We start from the raw sequence: 18,327 nt of genomic DNA, 5'->3' as shown, positions 1-18,327 counted from the left end.
CCGCTGACCAGGGCCGGGCCCGCGCGAACGGCGCGGACCCGGCCTTCGGCGTCAGTAGGTCAGCGCCATCCCCGGGTCGGCGAGCAGCGCGCCGACGTCGGCGAGGAACCGCGAGCCCTGCTGGCCGTCGACCACCCGGTGGTCGAAGCTCAGCGCCAGCTGGCACACCTTGCGCGGCACGACCTGGCCGTCGACGACCCACGGCAGGTCCCGGACCGCGCCGAACGCGAGGATCGCCGACTCCCCCGGATTCAGGATCGGGGTACCGGTGTCCACGCCGAACACGCCGACGTTGGTGATCGTGATCGTGCCGCCGACCAGGTCCGCCGGAGCGGTCTTGCCGTCGCGCGCGGTCGTGGTCAACTCCTGCAGCGCAGCCGCGAGCGATCGCAGCGACATGCCGTCGGCGTCGCGGACCTTCGGCACCACCAGGCCGCGCGGCGTGGCCGCCGCGACCCCGAGGTGCACGTAGTCCTTGTAGACGATCTCACCGGCGGCTTCGTCCCAGGTCGCGTTGACGTCCGGAGTCCGGCGCACGGCCAGGCACAGCGCCTTCGCGGCGAACGCCAGCGGAGTGATCTTCACGTCCCGGAACTCCGGGTCCGACTTGAGCCGCTCGCGCAGCTGCATCATCGGCGTCACGTCGACCGTGAGGAACTCCGTGACGTGCGGTGCGGTGAAGGCGCTCTGCACCATTGCCTGGGCGGTGGCCTTGCGGACGCCCTTGATCGGTACCCGGTGCTCCCGGGCTCCGGTCGCGGGCTCGGCGGGTGCCGGTCGCGCGGCCGTTTCGACGTCCTCGCGGGTGATCACTCCGCCCGCGCCGGACCCGGTCAGCGCCCGCAGGTCCACGCCCAGGTCCTTGGCGAGCTTGCGCACCGGCGGCTTCGCCTGCGGAACCGAGCCGGATTCCGGCTCGACCCGCTTGGACGGCGGGGACCAGCTCGCGGCCGGTTCCTCCTGCAACGCCACCGGGGCGCCCTGCATCGCGCCCTGCAACGCCTCCTGCGCGGTGTCCGCGCTGGCGGGCGCCTTGCGCGGGCGGCGCTTGGAACTGGTGGCCTGCGGCCCGTAACCGACCAGGTTCGGCGTGGCGTCCTGGTCGGTCCGCTGCGGTGCACCGTTCGCTGGCGGCCCCGCAGGCGCGTCGGCGCCGTCGGGGTCCAGGTCGATCGAGATGATCGGCGTGCCGACCTCGACGGTCTGCCCCGGCTCGGCGAGCAGTTCGACCACCTTGCCGGAGTAGGCGCACGGCAGCTCGACCGCCGCCTTGGCCGTCTCGATCTCCACGAACACCTGGTTCACCGCGACCGCGTCGCCGGGCGCCACCTTCCAGCCGAGGATCTCGGCCTCGGTGAGCCCTTCCCCGACGTCCGGTAGCGGGAAGTGCTTGAGCTGCGGCATCGAACGCTCCCCTCAGAACGCCAGCGAGCGGTCGACGGCGTCGAGCACCCGGTCGAGATCGGGCAGGTAGTGCTTCTCCAGCTTGCTCGGCGGGTACGGGGAGTCGAAGCCGGTCGCCCGCAGCACCGGCGCCTCCAGCGAGTAGAAGCACTCCTGCTGCACGCGGGTGGTGATCTCCGAGGTGATCGACGACTCGGGCGGCGCCTCGCTGGCCAGCACCAGCCTGCCGGTGCGGCGCACCGACTCGAACACCGGGCCCAGGTCCAGCGGGGACAGCGTGCGCAGGTCGATGACCTCCAGCTCGGTGCCCTCCTCGGCGGCGGCGTCCGCCGCCGTGAGGCAGGTGGACACCAGCGGCCCGTACGCGGCCAGCGTCGCCGACGTGCCCCGGCGCAGCACGCGCGAGCTGAACAGCGGCGGCGGCTCGGCGGCCACGTCCAGCTCGGCCTTCTCGTAGTAGCGCCGCTTCGGCTCGAAGAACAGCACCGGATCGTCGCTGGCGATCGCCTGCTGCAACATCCAGTAGGCGTCGGCCGGGTTCGAGCACGCGACCACTCGCAGCCCGCCGACGTGCGCGAACAGCGATTCCGGCGACTCCGAGTGGTGCTCCACCCCGCCGATGCCGCCGCCGAACGGCACCCGCACCACGACCGGCATCTTGACCTTGCCCTGGCTGCGGTAGTGCAGCTTCGCCAGCTGCGAGACGATCTGGTCGAAGCCGGGGAAGATGAACCCGTCGAACTGGATCTCGCAGACCGGGCGGAAGCCGCGGATGGCCAGTCCGACCGCGGTGCCGATGATCCCGGCCTCGGCCAGCGGGGTGTCCAGCACGCGGTGCTGCCCGAAGTCCTTCTGCAGGCCGTCGGTGACCCGGAAGACACCGCCGAGCTTGCCCACGTCCTCGCCCATGATCAGGACTTTCGGGTCGCTCTCCAGCGCGGCGCGCAGGCCCATGTTCAGGCTCTTCGCCAGCGTCGCCGTCCGCGCGGTCTGGTCGGTGCGGGCGCCGTTGCCGGCGCGTTCCATCGCGGGCGCGGCCATCAGCGCACACCTCCTCGCGGTTGGTCGGCGAAGCCGTCCAAGTAGTTCAGGTAGCCCTCCCGCTGGGCGTCCAGTTCGGGACTGGGCTGGGCGTAGACCTCGGAGAAGATCCGTTCCGGATCCGGCTCGGGCATGGCGAAGCAGAACTCGCGGAACCGGGCGGCCAGTTCGTCGGACTCGGCCTGCACGCCGTCGAAGAAGTCCTGATCCGCGAGCTGCTCGCGCACCAGGTGCACCCGCAGCCGCTCGATCGGGTCCTTGAGCTTCCACGCCTCGAGCTCGTCGGCGAGCCGGTAGCGGGTCGGGTCGTCGCTGCTGGTGTGCGCGTCCATCCGGTAGGTGAACGCTTCGACCAGCACCGGCCCGTTGCCGTGCCTGCACTCGTCCAGCGCCCAGCGCGAGACCGCGAGGCTGGCCAGCACGTCGTTGCCGTCGACGCGGATGCCGGGGAAGCCGTAGCCGCCCGCGCGCTCGTACAGCGGGCTGCGGGTCTGGCGCTCCACCGGCTCGGAGATCGCCCACTGGTTGTTCTGGCAGAACAGCACCAGCGGCGCGTCGTAGACCGAACCCCAGACCATCGCCTCGTGCACGTCGCCCTGGCTGGTCGCGCCGTCGCCGAAGAAGCACATGGTGGCCTCGCCGTCGTCGTCGCCGACCTTGCCCTCGAACTTCTGGCCCATCGCGTAGCCGGCCGCGTTCAGCGCCTGGTTGCCGATGACGATCGTGTACAGGTGCATCCCGGTGGCCACCGGGTCCCAGCTGCCGTGGTCGGTGCCGCGGAAGATGCCCAGCAGCTCGGTCGGGTCCAGCCCGCGGCACCACGCGATCCCGTGCTCGCGGTAGCTGGGGAAGGCCATGTCCCGCGGGCGCAGCGCGCGGCCCGCGCCGATCTGCGCGGCCTCCTGGCCCAGCAGCGGCACCCAGATGCCCAGCTGGCCCTGGCGCTGCAGCGCATTGCCTTCGCGGTCGAAGCGGCGCACCAGCACCATGTCGCGGTACAGCCCGCGCAGCTGCTCGTCGCCGATGTCCAGGCCGAAGTCGGGGTGGTGCACCCGCTGGCCTTCCGGGGTGAGGAGCTGAACCAGGTCGGCTCCACCTTCGCTCGTCGCGCGCAAGCCCGCGATCACCTGCTCCCGTGTGGGTTTCGCTGCGGTAGCGGCAGGGGGGCCGGTGGCGACGTCGTTGTCGTGCTCGTCTCCTGGTCGGAGCGGTCGCGTCCAGTGTTCCGGGGACATGCGGATCTCCTATATGTCACGCCGGGCGGCCGCTTGTGGCGACGCTGCCCGGCAACCCCGGCCGGGACCGTGCGACCGGGGTTGGGGCCGCGCGGGTTCTCGACCGGGAGCGGTTGGATCGCTCTGGGCCAATCCTGGCACGGAAATCCCCGGATCAGTGAGCCCTGCCACAGGGGCGAACGCCGCGCGCGACGCGCCCGGAGATCGTCCCGCGGCGCACCGTAGTTCGCGGTCGGCGAGGCCAAAACGCCAGGTCATCAAAGCAATGGGCGTCCGAATGACGTGCTTGGAACGATCGCGGTACCGACACTGCGGGCGAATGATCATCGACCTCCGTTGGAAATTGCCAACGTTGCCGGTCGTGCCCGGCGTTCCGGTCGCGGCGAGCGCCGGGCCTGCTGCGCGTGCTGCGGGCATACGATCGCGAACATGGATCGTTCCGCCGTGCGCAAGACCGTGCAGCAGGCGTGGCAGGACTCGGTGCTGCCCAGCCTCAGCGACCTCGTCCGGATTCCGGCGGTATCGCCGGCCTACGACGCGGACTGGGCGGCCGGCGGCCGCCTCGACGCCGCGATCGCGCACGTGCGCGACTGGATCGCGGCGCGCGGGATCCCCGGCGCGCACCTCGAAGAAGTCCGGTTGCCCGGGCGCACCCCGCTGCTGCTGGTGGACATCCCGGCCAGTGCCGGAGCCGTGCAGGAGACCGTGCTGCTCTACGGCCACCTGGACAAGCAGCCGCCGGTCGGAGGCTGGTCGGAGGGCCTGGACCCGTGGACGCCGGTGGTGCGCGACGGCCGCCTCTACGGGCGCGGCAGCGTCGACGACGGCTATGCGCCCTACGCCGCGATCAGCGCCATCGAAGCCGTGCGCGCGCACGGCGGCTCGCACGCGCGATGCGTGCTGGTGCTGGAGACCGGTGAGGAGTCCGGCAGCCCGGACATGCCCGCCTACGTGGCGCACCTGGCCGACCGGCTCGGGCACGTGTCGCTGGTGGTGTGCCTGGATTCCGGTGCGGCGGACTACCGGCGGTTGTGGCTGACGACCTCGCTGCGCGGGGACGTGCGGGTGGGCGTGCAGGTGCGGGTGCTCGACAGCGGCCAGCACTCCGGCATGGCCAGCGGAATCGTGCCGAGCTCGTTCCGCGTCCTGCGCAGCCTGCTGGACCGGGTCGAGGACTCCGCTACCGGCGAAGTGCTGCTGCCGGAGCTGAACGTGCAGATCCCGCCCAACCGCGTCGCCGAGGCTCGCGCGGCGATCGAAGCCGTGCCCGGCATGACCCGTGACTCGGTGCCCACCAGGGAAGGGATGCGCCCGGTCAGCGAGGACGAGGTCGAACTCGCGTTGAACAACACCTGGCGCCCCGCGGTGTCGGTCATCGGCGCGGAGGGGCTACCGGCGCTGGCGGACGCGGGCAACGTGCTGCGCCCGTTCACCACGCTCGCGCTGAGCGTGCGCACTCCGCCGACCACGGACCCGGAGACCGCGCTGGAGGCGCTGCGCAAGGCGCTGTCCACGGACGTGCCCTACGGCGCCGAAGTGACCTTCCCGCTCTCCGACGGCGCCGCGGGCTGGAACGCCCCGGAAGTCGAGCCGTGGCTGTCCGAGGCGCTGGACGAGGTCAGCGACGACGTGTTCGAGGGCGGCTGGCGCACCATGGGCGTCGGCGGATCCATCCCGCTGATGGGCATCCTGCAGGACGCCTACCCGGACGCCCAGTTCGTGGTGACCGGGGCGCTGGGGCCGGGCAGCAACGCCCACGTGCCGGACGAATCGCTGGACCTCGCCTACGCGGCCAAGGTCAGCACCGCGATCGCCTACGCACTGGACGCGCACGCCCGGCGCTGAGCCGCTCGATCAGTAGGAGTTCTTGGGCATCACGATCCACAGCACGATGTAGAGCACGAACTGCGGGCCCGGCAGCAGGCACGACAGGATGAACAGGAACCGCACCAGGCCGGTCTTCATGCCGAACCGGTCGGCCAGCCCGGCGCACACCCCCGCGATCAAAGTGCCGTGCTTGGGTCGGGTCAGGCTGCTCATCGTCTCCTCCTGCTTCGGTGATCGTTTGCGGTAATCGTGCAAGATTGCGACGACTTGCCGCATCGGGGGCCACCCGGAGATCGCGCGGGGCCGTCCAGTACAACGCGCGGCAGCCCGACCCGTTCGCCGCTCAGTGCGAGAGCTCGACGACCAGGCCCGGGTAGTCGGTCCCGTCGAGCGGGAGGTTCTCGGTCCGCTCGAAGGCGAAGTCGGCGCTGTTGAACACGTGCTGCACCGAGCCGTCGCCGGTCCGCACCCAACCGCTGGGCACGCAGTCCTGCACGTCCGGTGCCGCGCCGTGGCGCAGGTTCAAATCGCCGCCGAGCACCGTCGGCCTGCCCAGGCCGGTGGCCACCTCGCTGAGCTCCGCGCACTGCTGCGCGGCGACCTGCGGATCGGCCGCCGAAAGCTGCGAGGTGCAGGCCGCGAACGAGGAGAACGGTGCGCACAGCGCGACCCGCTGCTGCCCGGTGCCGTCCTGCGCGGTGAAGACCTGCTCGGTGACCGCGCCGCTGACCGCTCCGAGGTCGGGGTGGGCGAGCACCGCGATGCCGTAGTCGCCGCGGCCGTCGGTGCAGGCCGCCGGCGCGCCGTCGGCGGCACGCGCCGGGGTGAATTCGGCGTGGTAACCGGTTTCGCGGGTCATCTTCGTGACGTCGTGCGCGCAGACCTCGTTGATCGTGACGATCCTCGGGGCGCGCTCCCGCACGGCTGCGATCCCGGACTCGACCGCGTTGCCCGTCGAGGGGCACTCCGCGGAACCGCTGTGGCAAACGTTGAGCTGCAGCACATCGAACCCGGCTGCGGGCGCGGCCGTCGCGGTGTCCGCGGCGGCCGGTACGGCGAAGCCCACGCAGGCGAGCAACGCGCCCGCGAGCGAGAGCCGCCGGGCTACTCCGCTGGATAAGTGGCCGTCGGTCATCGACCTGATCTCCTTGTTCTCGTCTCGGCGGTGTCGTTCCCCTGTCGACGGCGCAGTCTGCCGAAGCTCACGGCCGTTCGACAGCGGCCGAATCGGCCATTGCGGTGTTCGTCTTTCCCACACATTTCCGCAAAAGTGGGAATCGGCCGGAAAAAGTGATCACGGCGGACGGCTCCGACCGGTGCAGCGGGACGGTCCGAATGGAGCAACCTCGTAGCTGTGGAGGTGATCTTGCAGCGCACGAGTTTAGATCCGCGTGGTGAACTTTCTGTTGACCGGCCACGATCGGCGCATGAAACTACAGCCGCGATCTCGGTCGGGACGCAACTACGACGTGCAACAGCAAGGTGGGCGGCGCGCGTTCTCGGCGAACCGCGCGGTTCGGTTCCGGCGGCACCGGCGTTTTCGCCCAGCAAGCCGAAAAATTGACTGATTCGAAACATCGCGCGGGAGAATCCGATCATTTCGAGTGGCAGGATCCGGAGCACTCGCGTTCTCGCCCACCAGGAGACCCACTTAGGAGACGTCGTGGCGCGTCGGAGAACTTGGAAAGCGCTCGCCCTGCTGCCCGTTCTGCTGCTCACCGCGGCGGGCTGCGCGAAGTCCATCGCCCCGGTCGGCGAGGACGGGCAGCTGCGGTTCACGCGCCCCGGCAAGCTCACCACCTGCACGCACCTGCCGTACGAGCCGTTCCAGTTCGTCCAGGACGGCAAGAAGGTCGGCTTCGACGTGGAACTGGTGGACTACATCGCCCGCGACCTGGGCCTGCAGCAGGAACTGTTCGACACGCCGTTCGAGGGCATCCAGTCCGGCGAGGCGCTCAACACCCGCAAGTGCGACGTGGCCGCCGCGGCGATCACGATCACGCCCACCCGGCAGCAGAACATGAACTTCTCCGACCCGTACTTCGACGCCGACCAGGCGCTGCTGGTCAAGAAGGGCGCCGCGGACAAGGAGCTGGCAGCGCTGCGCGGCAAGGTGCTGGGCGTGCAGCTCGGCACCACCGGCGAGGAGTACGCCAACGAGCACCGGGCCGAGTTCGGCTACCAGGTCCGCCAGTACGAGGACGTCGCGCTGCTGGAGTCCAGCGTGCAGAACGGCAGCGTCGACGCGGCGATCAACGACAACGGCGTGCTGCTGCACTTCGCCAAGAACAACCCGGACACCGAAGTGAGCACCGAGATCCCCACCGGGGAGAAGTACGGCATCGGCGTGCAGCAGGGCAACGGGCCGCTGCTGGCGAAGGTCAACGAGTCGTTGGCCAAGGCCAAGGCCGACGGCGAGTACGACCGGATCTACCAGAAGTGGATCGGCAAGCCGCCGGACCGGCCATGAGCGGCGGAACCACGGGACGAGGCCGGGGACGGCGATGACCACGACCGACACCGCGACGGCGCCGCGGATGAGCAAGCGGCAGCGCAGCAAGATCACCCGCGGCGTGCAGTACGCGATCCTGGTGCTCGCGGCCGTGCTGCTGGCGATCTTCGCCGACTGGGGGCGGATCGCTTCGGCGTTCTTCGACGTCGAAGTCGCCGCCGCGCAATTCCCGGCGATCATCATCAGCGCGCTGCTGAACACCGTCGTCTACACCGCGCTCGGCTTCGGTTTCGGCCTGGTGCTGGGCGTGGTGCTCGCGCTGATGCGGTTGTCCTCGGTGGCGCCGTACCGGTGGATCGCCGCGGTCTACGTCGAGTTCTTCCGCGGCGTGCCCGCGCTGCTGGTGTTCATCGCGCTGGGCTACGGGGTACCGATCGCGTTCCAGCTGGTCTTCGACATCTACTCCACGGTGATGTTGAGCCTGGGCCTGGTCGGCGCGGCCTACATGGCCGAGACGATCCGCGCCGGGGTGCAGGCGGTGCCCGCCGGGCAGGTCGAGGCGGCGCGCTCGCTGGGCATGTCCAGCGCCCGCGCGATGGTCACGGTGGTGATGCCGCAGGCGTTCCGGATCATCCTGCCGCCGCTGACGAACGAGCTGATCCTGCTCACCAAGGACTCGTCGCTGATCTACCTGCTCGGGTTGTCCACCGCGCAGTACGAGCTCGCGAAGTTCGGCCGCGCCGCGTTGACCCAGTACCAGTCGCTGACCCCGATCCTGCTGGCCGGGCTGTGCTACCTGATCATCACGATCCCGCTGTCGCGGTTGTCGAACCGGCTGGAGCGCCGCTACGGCGGCCGGGTCCCGTCGGGTACCCAATGAGCACCGGCACGTCGGAACAGGAGCACCGGATGCACGCGATGATCGAGATCTCCGGTCTGGGCAAGTCGTTCGGCTCGCTGGAGGTGCTGCGCGGCGTCGATGTGCGGGTGCAGCGCGGCGAGGTGGTGTGCGTGATCGGGCCGTCCGGCTCGGGCAAGTCCACGTTGCTGCGCTGTGTGAACCTGCTGGAGCAGCCGACCTCGGGGCAGGTCTCGGTGGACGGGGTGGAGCTGACCGACCCGGACGCGGACATCGACGCCGCGCGCAGGCACATCGGCATGGTCTTCCAGGGCTTCAACCTGTTCACGCACCTCGACGTGCTGGACAACCTCGCGGTGGCGCAGCGGAAGGTGCTGCGCAGGCAGCGGGCCGATGCCGAGCGGATCGCGCGCGAGAACCTCGGCAGGGTCGGGCTCGCGGAGAAGGCGGAGGCGATGCCCGCGCAGCTGTCCGGCGGGCAGCAGCAGCGGGTGGCGATCGCGCGGGCGCTGTCGATGGATCCGAACGTGATGCTGTTCGACGAGCCGACATCGGCTCTGGACCCCGAGCTGGTCGGCGACGTGCTGGGCGTGATGCGCGGGCTCGCCGACGAGGGCATGACGATGCTGGTGGTCACCCACGAGATGCAGTTCGCCAGGGAGGTCGCCGACCGGGTGCTGTTCATGGACGGCGGCGGGATCGTCGAGCAGGGGCCGCCGTCCGAGGTGATCGGCTCGCCGAAGGAGGAGCGCACCCGCGCGTTCCTGGCCAGGGTGCTCGATCCGACGCGCAGCCACGCGTGAAAATCATCGGACTCGGCGATCGATTCTCGCGAATATCGAGATTACGCGAGATCGACGAGTCCTCATCGGACATTCGACGGCATGGATCCTGCGCCGTGCGGCGGCATACCGCTCCCTCGGCGGTGTCGCCCGCGGGGGTCACAACCTCAGGCTGAACTCGAGCGTCTGAACTGTCGGTGGTAGTTGATCTACTACTGTTCCGGCGATTCGCCGGATCAACAGCTGTGCCGGATCAACAGCTGTGCCGGACCGAAGTCGGGGAGGACCGTGCCGAACAGGCCGTGGGACAACGCCGGGGCGCCGACGACCGCCGAGCAGCGGCTCGACGACCTGCTCGGGCAGGGCAGGGCGTGGGGCCGCCGCCAGGACACGCCGGTGATCCCGCTCGACGTGCACGCCGACATGTACGACCCGGAGCGGGAGATCCGCGGCGAGTACCTGACCCGCAAACTCGTCGAATCCCCCGACGAGCAGGGTTGGCGCGCGTTCTGGCGCCGCGGCGGGCAGCAGCCGGTGGTGCGCATCGAGGACGCCGTGATCACCGGCAGGCTGGACCTGCGCGCGGCCGAACTGCCCTACCTGCTGGAGTTCGTGCGCTGCCGCTTCGACATGCGGCCGGACCTGCGGCAGGCCACGTTGACCGGCCTGGTGCTGTGGCACTGCCGGTTCCCCGGGCTCAACGGCCGGAACCTGCACACCAGCCACGACACGGTGCTGCGCAACTGCACCAGCGTCGGCGGCACGGTGGACCTGGCCGACGCCGAACTCGGCGGCTCGCTGCAGCTCGACGATTCGGAGCTGCGCAACCCCGGCGGTCGCGCGATCTACGCCGACCGGCTGGCGGTGGCGGGCGCGATGCTCGGCCAGCGGATCAAGGTCTCCGGCGAGGTGCGCATCCCCGGGGCGAAGATCGGCGGCAACCTGAACTTCTCCGGTGGCGCGCTGCGCAACCGCGGGCGCAACGCGCTCAACGCCAACGGCATCCAGATCGGCGGCAGCCTGCGCGGCGACGTGGACCGGATCAGCGGCGCGCCGTTCACCGTGGCCGGGCTGCTGTACTTGCCCAGCGCGCACCTGCAGGGCGACCTGCGGCTGCGCGACGCGGTGCTGGAACCCGGTGTCAGCCCGCCCAAGCGCGGCGAGTCCCAGTACGACGACCCGATCAGCACGCTGCTGCTGGACCGCGGCGAGGTCCGCGGCGACGTGCAGCTCGACCAGAACTTCCGCAGCGGCGGCACGATCCGCCTGGTCAGCAGCAAGATCGGCGGCGACCTGCGGATGGCGGGCGCGCAGATCGACCTGAGCTGGGCGCGCTCCCCGGCGGCGTCGGTGGACCAGCCGATGCGCGCGCTGCACCTCGACGGCACGGAAGTCCTCGGCAACCTGGAAGCCGTGGGAGCGACGCTGCACGGCCAGATGCGGATGGTCGACGTGCGCGTGCACGGCAGCTTCCAACTGACCCGCGCGTCCCTGGCCGGGCCGCGCACCGACACCGTGCAGGCCAACCGGATCCAGGTGGGCAGCAACTTCGACTGCCGCGAAGCCGACATCACCGGCACGTTGCAGCTGCAGGGCGCGAACATCGGCGCGAACGTGGATCTGCGGGCCGCGCAACTGCTCAAACCCGCCTGGCACCGGCACCGCCAGGCGTACAAGTCCTCTTTGGACCTGCGGGCGGCGAGCATCGGCCGGGACCTGGTGTGCGCGGAAGGCAAGCAGTTCTTCCGCGCCGAAGGCGAGGTGCAGCTGCGCCGGGCGGTGATCGGCAGGCAGGCGAACTTCTGGGGCTGCGTGCTCGGCGACGGGAGCTCGACGAACGCCTTCAACGCGTTCGGGCTGGTGGCGCAGGAGATCATGCTGCTGCCCGCGCAGCCCCCGCAGGGCCGGGTCGTGCTGCGCCAGGCGCAGTGCGAACTGCTCGACGACAACGCCTTGACGTGGTCGGCGACTCGCGGCGTCGACGTCGAGGACTTCACGTACTACAACCTCAGCCACCCGATCGAACCCACCGACGCGGCGCGCGTGCGGGAACGGTTGTCGTGGCTGCGCGCGACCACCGGCCGCTACCAGCCCGGCCCGTACGACCAGCTGGCCGAGGTGTTCCGCAACAACGGCAACGAGGAACACGCGGTCACGGTGCTGATCGAGAAGCAGCGCCGCCGCTACCAGGCGCTGGCCGGTGCCTCCCCGCGGCTGCTGCGGCCTTCGGTCCGGTTGTGGAGCATGTTGCAGCGCAGCACGGTCGCCTACGGGTACCGGCCGCTGCGGGCGTTGCTGTGGCTGCTGGCCTTCGCGGTGGGCGGCACGGTCTGGTTCAGCTACCACCGGCTGGAGCCGATCAACGAAGAGGACAATCCGATCTGGAACCCGTTGCTCTACACCGTCGACCAGTTGGTGCCGATCATCAACCTCGGGCACGACGTGATGTGGCGGGCCGAGGGCAATTCGCAGTGGATCACCGTGGTGCTCATCGCCGCAGGATGGATCCTGGCGACCACGGTGGCGGCGGGCATCACCAGGGCGCTGCGCCGGGAGCATTGAGCGGGCGCGGCGGCAGGCGGATCGCGCTTCCCGGTCGTCACCCGAAGTGCTGGTGACGCGGAACAACCCGCGAACGGCGGCGGGAATCGAGCTCGGTACGTGCTACATCAAGTAGACACCGAGCATCGGAGGTCACCGTGGACGTCCAGCCCGATCGACCCGGCCGTCGCAGATCCGCTACCCGCACCCGACCCAACTCCACTGTGGACAAGAAGTGGGCGCTGCGGCGCTGCGCCGCGTTGCTCGCGGTTTCGGCGTCCTGCGCGCTGCTGCCCGCCCCCGCGCAGTCCGCGGAGCGCATCGACTACGTCGCGCTGGGCGACTCGGCGGCAGCCGGGCCGCTGGTCCCGGGGCCGGACCCGAACCTCGCCTGCCTGCGTTCCACGATGAACTACCCGCGCGTCGCGGCCGAGCAGCTCGGCGCCGAACTCACCGACGTAACCTGCTCCGGCGCCGAGATCGAGGACTTCACCGGTCGCCAGCACGGTTTCCTGCCGCCGCAGTTCGACGCGCTCGAGGAGACCACCGACCTGGTCACCCTCACCATCGGCGGCAACGACGCGCAGCTGGTGCAGGCGGCGGTGAGCTGCCTCAACGCGCTGCCCGAACCGGTCGGGATCTCCTGCGCGGACCGGTTCACCGAGCACGGCGACGAACTGGCCGAGCGGATCGACGCCGTCACCGACGACTTCGCCGCGGCCTTGGACGGCATCGCGCAGCGCGCGCCCGACGCGGAGGTCGTGGTCGCCGGGTACGGCACCTACATCCGGCCGGGCGGTTGCCATCCGAAGGAGCCGATCTGGGCGCGCGACGCCGACTACCTGCAGTCCAGTGTGGACAAGATGAACGCGATGCTGGCGGAGCAGGCCAGTGCGCACGGCGCGGAGTTCGTGGACACCGCCGCGGTCAGCGAGGGCCACGACGTGTGCGCCGCGCCCGATGAGAAGTACCTGGAAGGCGTGCTGCCGACCTCGGTGGCCGCTCCGCTGCACCCGAACGCCCGCGGCATGGCGGCCTTCGGCGACGCCGTCGCCGATGCCGTCGGGTCGTCCGCTGCCACCTGACCCCACGTACTCCCCGAGTGAACGGACCGCTCGTCCGAAATGGCTGGTCGAACGGTCGTTGTGTGGGGAATCCGCGTGCAGGACTTCTTCGCCCGGTGAGACTGGGCGAAGAGGTCCGTTCGTTCCCGGGCGGAGGCGGGTCAGCCGCCGAGCAACGTCGCCAGCCGCGGCGAGTAGGCGTGGTCGAGCACCAGGCAGGCCGCGCCCACCGCCCCGGCGTCCTCCCCGATCAGCGCCGCCTGCACCCGCACCGGACGCACGTGCGGCGCCCACACCTGAGCCTTGAGCACCTTCCCGACCCGCGCGCGGATCAGCTCGCCCGCGTGCCGCAACGCGGGTCCGCCGAGCACCACCCGGTCCACGTCGAGCACGCTGACGACCGTGGCCAGCGTCTGACCGAGCCGGTTCGCGGCGACGCGCAGGATCTTCACCGCGCCGTCGTCGCCGTCCGCGGCTTCGCGGCAGATCCGCTGGTACGCCGCGGACACCGAGCCGTCGGCTGCGCCGCCCGCGGCCGCCCACTCGGCCACCACGGCCCGCATCGAGCAGTACGCCTCCAGGCAGCCCCGCTTGCCGCAGGTGCATTCCTTGCCCGCGCCCGGCACGTGCCCGACCTCGCCCGCGTTGCTGCTGGTCCCCCGATAGACCTGATCTCCCAGCACGACGCCGATTCCGACGCCGGTACCGACGTAGACGTAGACGAACGAACCCGCCCGGTCCGCCCCGCCCGCCCAGCGCTCGCCGATGGCCGCGGCGGTCGCGTCGTTGTCCATCACCACCGGCAGCCCGGTGCGGTCCTCCAGCAGGTCCGCCAGCGCCACCTCGGTCCAGCCGGGCAGGTTCGGCGGCCCGAACAGCCGCCGGTGCGTGCGGTCCAGCGGGCCCGGCACCGCAAGGCCCGCGCCGAGCACTCGGCCGCCGTCGATCCCGGAACGTTGCACGAGGTGGTGGAAGGTGCGGGCGAGCGCGCCGACCACGGCTTCCGGCGACGCGCCCGGCGGCACCCGGCGCTGGCTGCGCAGCCGCACCCGCCCGTCCAGGTCCAGCAGCACTCCGGTGATCCGCTCCGGGTCGAGGTGCAGCCCCACCGACGAGTAGGCGTCCGGCACGACCCGCAGCATCACCCGCCGTTTGCCGCCGGTGGACGGCGCGTGCCCGTCCTCGATGACCAGTCCGTCGTCCATCAGCGCGCGCACGATGTTGGACATCGTCTGCGCTGTGAGCCCGGTCGTGCGGGCCAGTTCCACGCGGCTCACGCCGCCGTTGGCGCGGATCGCGTCGAGCACGACGGCGCGGTTGAACCCGCCCACCTTCGGCAGGTTGGTGCCTTGCCAGAACTCCTGCGGCATCTAGGGGCGCTCCCGGGAGATGGGTGGATTCGTTGACTTGCTTCATCGAATGGAATTACGGTGCAGTGTGATCCTGATCTCACATCGGGCGCAAGCACTCGGCGCTCGGCTCGCCCGCACCGGCAGTCCGGTTCCGTTCCCGCACCGGCCGCCGGGCACATAGCCCGGGGAGGATCGATGCGCCGCAGGCGATTACCCGTCGCTCTTGCCGCCGCGCTGCTGGTGCTGACCGGCTGCGGCGGCGGAGCCACCGACGACCCGAACACCATCACCGTCGCCTACCACCGCTACGGCAACGTCGTGCAGATCGACCGCCTGATGCAGCGGGTCGAGCAGCAGTACGAGCGGGCTTTCCCGGGCAAGGAGGTCGCGCTGGACCCGGTGGTCGCGCCGGAGGGCGAGTACCTCTCGAAGCTGCAACTGCGGATGCGCTCGCCCTCGACCGCGCCGGACGTGCTCTACGAGGACAGCTTCTCGGTCAATTCCGACGTCGCGGCCGGCTACTTGGCGCCGCTGGACGACCGGCTCGCGCGCTGGCCGGAGTGGTCGTCGTTCATCGACGTGACCAAGCAGGCCGGCCGCGCCACCGACGGCCGCGTCTACGGCGTTCCGCTGGACACCGACACCCGCGGGCTCTGGTTCAACCGCGACCTGTTCGCGCGTGCCGGGCTGCCCGCCGACTGGCGCCCGCGCACCTGGCAGGACGTGCTCGACGCCGCTCGTCAGGTGCAGCAGCGCTTCCCCGACGTGATCGGACTGGACCTGCCGCTGGGCAAGGCGGAAGGCGAGGCGGTGAGCATGCAGACGGTCGGGATGCTGCTCCAGGGCACGCCGACCGGCACCCTGCACGACGGCAAGTGGGTAGCGCCGAACCGCGGTTTCACCGACGCGATGCGGTTCCTGTCCACCGCCGTCGGCGAAGGCCGCACCCAGAGCAAGGCCCAGATCGCCGACGCGCAGTACGACAAGAAGCTGCGCGACGACCTCACCAGGCAGGGCAAGGTCGCGATCCGGCTGGACGGCAGCTTCGCCGCCGGGCAGTGGGAAGGCTCGGGCTGGCGCGATTGGGCCGAGACGATGTCGGCGGCGCCGATGCCGACGCAGTACGGGCAGCCGCCGGGCACGGTGACGCTCTCCGGCGGCTGGACGCTGGCGCTGAGCGCGTCCGGGCGCAAGCAGGACGATGCCTTCGAGTTCGTGAAGCTGGCGCTGTCCCGGGACAACATCGCCGACTACGCGGTCGCTTCGGGGAACCTGCCGTCCCGCGAGGACTCAGCGCAGGATCCCCGGCTCACCGGCGCCAACCCGCTGGCCGGGTTCTGGCTGGGACTGCTGGACAACACGCACTTCCGCCCGACGCTGCCGGAGTACCCGAAGATCTCCGAGGAGATCCAGCAGGCCGTGCAGGACGTCGTCGGCGGCACCGATCCGGCGGAAGCCTCGCGGGAGTGGACGCAGTCGGTGCGGCGGATCGTCGAGCCCGCGAACACGCGAGGCGGCTGATGGCCGTCCTGGCGCAGCGACGACTCGGGCGGCCGCGCGCGGCGCGGTGGTTGCTCCCCATGGCGCCCGCGTTCGTGCTGCTCGGGTTGTTCGTCGCCGGCCCGATCCTGTGGAGCTGCTACGTCTCGTTCACCAACGCCGCGTTGACCGGCGCGGCCGCGACCTCGCCGGAGTTCGTGGGGCTGGAGAACTTCCGCCGCCTGTTCAGCGACCCGGACACGTGGCGCTCGGCTTGGTTGACCGTGGTGTTCACGGTCGGTTCCGCGGTGCTCGGGCAGAACGTGGTTGGACTGCTGATCGCCGTGCTGACCCGGCACCGGAACCGGTTGCTGCGCAACACCGTCGGCATCGCCGTGGTCGCGGCGTGGGTGCTGCCGGAGCTGGTCGCGGCGTTCGCGCTCTACGCGTTCCTGAATCCGGCGGGAACGCTGAACGGGGTCCTCGGCGCGTTCGGCTGGGCGGGCGCGAATTGGCTCTACAGCGTGCCGATGCTCGCCGTGGTGCTGGGCAACATCTGGCGTGGCACGGCCTTTTCGATGCTGGTCTACCAGGCCGCGCTGTCCGAGGTGCCGACCGAGCTGGCCGAGGCGGCCGAAGTGGACGGTGCCGGTGCGCTGCGCCGGTTCTGGCACGTGACGCTGCCGGTGATCCGGCGTTCGGTGCTGACCAACCTGATGCTGGTCACGTTGCAGACGCTCGGCATGTTCACGCTGATCTACGTGCTCACCGCCGGCGGCCCGGGTTCGGCGACGCGGACGCTGCCGCTGCTGATGTACGACGAGGCGTTCGAGCTCGACGAGATCGGCTACGGCGCGTCGATCTCCCTGGTGCTGCTGGCGGTCGGCGCGTTGTTCGCCGTGGTGTACGCGCGCAGTTTGCGGGAGGAAGTATGAGCCGTGCGCGGGTCGAGTCCACTGTGGTCACCCTGGTGCTCGCGGTGATCGCGCTGCTGTTCGCGGCTCCGCTGCTGTGGCTGGTGACCGCGGCGTTCGACGCGGAGGCGCCGCTTTCCGCGTCGGTCCCGGAACGGTTCACCTTGGACAACTTCGCGCAGGTGCTCAACTGGGAGACCAGCGTTCGTCCACTGTGGAACGGGCTGCTGCTCTCCGGTGGTGCGGCCGTGGTCTCGGTGCTGACCGCGGTGCTGTGCGCCTACCCGCTGTCCCGCTACCAGCTGCGGTTCCGGCGGCCGTTCCTCTACACCGTGCTGTTCGCGACCGGACTGCCGATCACCGCCGTGATGGTGCCGGTCTACAGCATGTTCGTGCGGTTCGGCCTGGTGGATTCGATGGCGGGCACCATGCTGTTCCTGGCCGCGACGTCGCTGCCGATCGCGATCTGGATGACGAAGAACTTCATGGACGGCGTGCCGCTGAGCCTGGAAGAGGCGGCGTGGGTGGACGGAGCCTCGCCCGCGCAGGCGTTGCGTTCGGTGGTGCTGCCGCTGATCGCGCCCGGCATGGGCGTGGTCGGGATCTTCACGTTCATCACCGCGTGGGGGAACTTCTTCGTGCCGTTCGTGCTGCTGCTGGATCCGGCCAAGCAGCCCGCCTCGGTGGGCGTGTACACCTTCTTCGGGCAGGGCGGGCTGATCGCTTACGGGCAGCTCGCGGCTTACTCGATCCTCTACACCGCGCCGGTGATCGCGCTGTACCTGGTGGTCTCGCGCTCGCTCGGCGGCGCCTTCGCGCTCACCGGGGCCATCAAGTGAGTCCACTTCGGACGAACCCCGCGATGTGAAAGGGGCGGTGAGCCGGGTTTCCGCTCACCGCCCCGCGACACCGCGTGACCGTCCCTCATCAGGCCCGTCCCTTGTTCTCGATGGGCTTCGTGTCGTTGTCAGCCTCGTTCCCGTGGCATCGCGCGGGGACGACCTCGTCGTCTCGGCGCAGCACCAGCCACACCGCCACGACCGCGACCAGTGCCAGCACCATCATCGCCGCACTAGCAGCCATTTCGATCACCTCCTTTCCATTCGCATCGGCCTTTCCGGTCTCCGTAAGACGCACAGCGTGCCCTTCCGGTTCCACTCCGTCGAACTTTTTCCTTCGCGGCGTCCAGCGCGGCCCGCCGCGCACCGAGGTCCGCACCGTGTTCGGCCGGTGCGGACCCCGGTGCTCCACACCCCCAAAGCGGGCCGCGGCGCCTGCGGTGGCGTCCGCGCCGGCGCCGCGACCCACCTGCATTCCAGACCGATTCGGCCGCGTGCATTGCGCACAGGTGCGGAATCGTTCCGATTAATCGCAAAA

General features: G+C 70.4%; 16 protein-coding genes. 9 read left to right on the top strand and 7 right to left on the bottom strand.

Annotated elements, in window-relative coordinates; genetic code table 11:
- Nucleotides 1–51 precede the first annotated feature (51 nt).
- Genes INP57_RS00225 through pdhA form a run of 3 tightly spaced genes read right to left on the bottom strand, consistent with a single transcriptional unit; the run spans nucleotide 52 to nucleotide 3,680 of the window.
- A complete protein-coding gene (locus tag INP57_RS00225) occupies nucleotides 52–1,404 on the bottom strand; it encodes a dihydrolipoamide acetyltransferase family protein (RefSeq protein WP_200067962.1) in 1,353 nt (450 codons plus the stop codon).
- 12 nt (nucleotides 1,405–1,416) lie between these two features.
- Nucleotides 1,417–2,445 (bottom strand): alpha-ketoacid dehydrogenase subunit beta, encoded by a 1,029-nt coding sequence (locus INP57_RS00220; RefSeq protein ID WP_200067961.1) that lies wholly within the window; start codon nucleotides 2,443–2,445, stop codon nucleotides 1,417–1,419.
- Nucleotides 2,445–3,680: a pyruvate dehydrogenase (acetyl-transferring) E1 component subunit alpha gene (gene pdhA / locus INP57_RS00215; protein ID WP_200067960.1), complete on the bottom strand. Its 1,236-nt coding sequence runs from the start codon at nucleotides 3,678–3,680 to the stop codon at nucleotides 2,445–2,447. The genes INP57_RS00220 and pdhA overlap by 1 nt, the downstream gene beginning before the upstream one ends.
- A 429-nt stretch (nucleotides 3,681–4,109) precedes the next feature.
- Between pdhA and INP57_RS00210 the strand changes: the two genes are divergently transcribed.
- Nucleotides 4,110–5,525 carry a M20/M25/M40 family metallo-hydrolase gene (locus INP57_RS00210; RefSeq protein WP_200067959.1) on the top strand — a complete coding sequence of 472 codons (1,416 nt, stop codon included), beginning with the start codon at nucleotides 4,110–4,112 and terminating at the stop codon, nucleotides 5,523–5,525.
- A 9-nt stretch (nucleotides 5,526–5,534) separates the two neighbouring features.
- Here INP57_RS00210 and INP57_RS00205 read toward each other — a convergent pair whose 3' ends face one another.
- Both INP57_RS00205 and INP57_RS00200 read right to left on the bottom strand, forming a co-directional pair.
- Nucleotides 5,535–5,720, bottom strand: a complete 186-nt coding sequence (locus INP57_RS00205; RefSeq protein ID WP_200067958.1) for a PspC domain-containing protein — start codon at nucleotides 5,718–5,720, stop codon at nucleotides 5,535–5,537.
- A 130-nt stretch (nucleotides 5,721–5,850) separates the two neighbouring features.
- A complete protein-coding gene (locus INP57_RS00200; protein WP_200067957.1) occupies nucleotides 5,851–6,642 on the bottom strand; it encodes an endonuclease/exonuclease/phosphatase family protein in 792 nt (263 codons plus the stop codon).
- A gap of 528 nt (nucleotides 6,643–7,170) precedes the next feature.
- On the opposite strand from INP57_RS00200, the gene INP57_RS00195 reads away from it, so the two are divergent.
- The 5 genes from INP57_RS00195 to INP57_RS00175 all read left to right on the top strand — a co-directional run bounded on the left by INP57_RS00195 (nucleotide 7,171) and on the right by INP57_RS00175 (nucleotide 13,226).
- On the top strand, nucleotides 7,171–7,977 hold the full coding sequence (locus INP57_RS00195; protein ID WP_200067956.1) for a basic amino acid ABC transporter substrate-binding protein: 807 nt from the start codon (nucleotides 7,171–7,173) through the stop codon (nucleotides 7,975–7,977).
- 67 nt (nucleotides 7,978–8,044) lie between these two features.
- Complete coding sequence (locus INP57_RS00190) at nucleotides 8,045–8,839, top strand: amino acid ABC transporter permease (RefSeq protein ID WP_200068628.1); 795 nt, start codon at nucleotides 8,045–8,047, stop codon at nucleotides 8,837–8,839.
- 29 nt (nucleotides 8,840–8,868) lie between these two features.
- A complete protein-coding gene (locus INP57_RS00185) occupies nucleotides 8,869–9,621 on the top strand; it encodes an amino acid ABC transporter ATP-binding protein (protein WP_304611125.1) in 753 nt (250 codons plus the stop codon).
- A 267-nt stretch (nucleotides 9,622–9,888) separates the two neighbouring features.
- Nucleotides 9,889–12,162, top strand: coding sequence for an oxidoreductase (locus INP57_RS00180; RefSeq protein WP_200067955.1), 2,274 nt, complete (start codon nucleotides 9,889–9,891; stop codon nucleotides 12,160–12,162).
- A 137-nt stretch (nucleotides 12,163–12,299) separates the two neighbouring features.
- Complete coding sequence (locus INP57_RS00175; protein WP_307849822.1) at nucleotides 12,300–13,226, top strand: SGNH/GDSL hydrolase family protein; 927 nt, start codon at nucleotides 12,300–12,302, stop codon at nucleotides 13,224–13,226.
- Between the two features lie 140 nt (nucleotides 13,227–13,366).
- Here INP57_RS00175 and INP57_RS00170 read toward each other — a convergent pair whose 3' ends face one another.
- Nucleotides 13,367–14,575, bottom strand: coding sequence for an ROK family transcriptional regulator (locus INP57_RS00170; RefSeq protein WP_200067954.1), 1,209 nt, complete (start codon nucleotides 14,573–14,575; stop codon nucleotides 13,367–13,369).
- Nucleotides 14,576–14,752: 177 nt separating this feature from the next.
- Between INP57_RS00170 and INP57_RS00165 the strand changes: the two genes are divergently transcribed.
- From INP57_RS00165 to INP57_RS00155, 3 genes are read left to right on the top strand one after another with little or no spacing between them, the layout of a single operon-like run.
- Nucleotides 14,753–16,078, top strand: a complete 1,326-nt coding sequence (locus INP57_RS00165; protein ID WP_200067953.1) for an extracellular solute-binding protein — start codon at nucleotides 14,753–14,755, stop codon at nucleotides 16,076–16,078.
- A gap of 59 nt (nucleotides 16,079–16,137) precedes the next feature.
- Nucleotides 16,138–16,971 (top strand): carbohydrate ABC transporter permease, encoded by an 834-nt coding sequence (locus tag INP57_RS00160; protein WP_233626523.1) that lies wholly within the window; start codon nucleotides 16,138–16,140, stop codon nucleotides 16,969–16,971.
- A complete protein-coding gene (locus tag INP57_RS00155; protein WP_200067951.1) occupies nucleotides 16,968–17,789 on the top strand; it encodes a carbohydrate ABC transporter permease in 822 nt (273 codons plus the stop codon). Before INP57_RS00160 ends, INP57_RS00155 begins: the two co-directional genes overlap by 4 nt.
- Nucleotides 17,790–17,877: 88 nt before the next feature.
- Here INP57_RS00155 and INP57_RS00150 read toward each other — a convergent pair whose 3' ends face one another.
- Nucleotides 17,878–18,033: a hypothetical protein gene (locus tag INP57_RS00150; RefSeq protein WP_200067950.1), complete on the bottom strand. Its 156-nt coding sequence runs from the start codon at nucleotides 18,031–18,033 to the stop codon at nucleotides 17,878–17,880.
- Nucleotides 18,034–18,327: the final 294 nt, after the last annotated feature.

Source organism: Saccharopolyspora galaxeae (assembly GCF_016526145.1).
Taxonomy (GTDB): Bacteria; Actinomycetota; Actinomycetes; order Mycobacteriales; family Pseudonocardiaceae; genus Saccharopolyspora_C; species Saccharopolyspora_C galaxeae.
The sequence above is the reverse complement of the archived record's forward strand: the minus strand, read 5'-3'. Positions and strand labels throughout refer to the sequence as shown.

Coding starts and splice junctions, on each gene's coding strand:
- INP57_RS00225 (WP_200067962.1), bottom strand. CDS start 1,404: ATGCCGCAGCTCAAGCACTTCCCGCTACCGGACGTCGGGGAAGGGCTC.
- INP57_RS00220 (WP_200067961.1), bottom strand. CDS start 2,445: ATGGCCGCGCCCGCGATGGAACGCGCCGGCAACGGCGCCCGCACCGAC.
- pdhA (WP_200067960.1), bottom strand. CDS start 3,680: ATGTCCCCGGAACACTGGACGCGACCGCTCCGACCAGGAGACGAGCAC.
- INP57_RS00210 (WP_200067959.1), top strand. CDS start 4,110: ATGGATCGTTCCGCCGTGCGCAAGACCGTGCAGCAGGCGTGGCAGGAC.
- INP57_RS00205 (WP_200067958.1), bottom strand. CDS start 5,720: ATGAGCAGCCTGACCCGACCCAAGCACGGCACTTTGATCGCGGGGGTG.
- INP57_RS00200 (WP_200067957.1), bottom strand. CDS start 6,642: ATGACCGACGGCCACTTATCCAGCGGAGTAGCCCGGCGGCTCTCGCTC.
- INP57_RS00190 (WP_200068628.1), top strand. CDS start 8,045: ATGAGCAAGCGGCAGCGCAGCAAGATCACCCGCGGCGTGCAGTACGCG.
- INP57_RS00185 (WP_304611125.1), top strand. CDS start 8,869: ATGCACGCGATGATCGAGATCTCCGGTCTGGGCAAGTCGTTCGGCTCG.
- INP57_RS00170 (WP_200067954.1), bottom strand. CDS start 14,575: ATGCCGCAGGAGTTCTGGCAAGGCACCAACCTGCCGAAGGTGGGCGGG.
- INP57_RS00165 (WP_200067953.1), top strand. CDS start 14,753: ATGCGCCGCAGGCGATTACCCGTCGCTCTTGCCGCCGCGCTGCTGGTG.
- INP57_RS00160 (WP_233626523.1), top strand. CDS start 16,138: ATGGCGCCCGCGTTCGTGCTGCTCGGGTTGTTCGTCGCCGGCCCGATC.
- INP57_RS00155 (WP_200067951.1), top strand. CDS start 16,968: ATGAGCCGTGCGCGGGTCGAGTCCACTGTGGTCACCCTGGTGCTCGCG.
- INP57_RS00150 (WP_200067950.1), bottom strand. CDS start 18,033: ATGGCTGCTAGTGCGGCGATGATGGTGCTGGCACTGGTCGCGGTCGTG.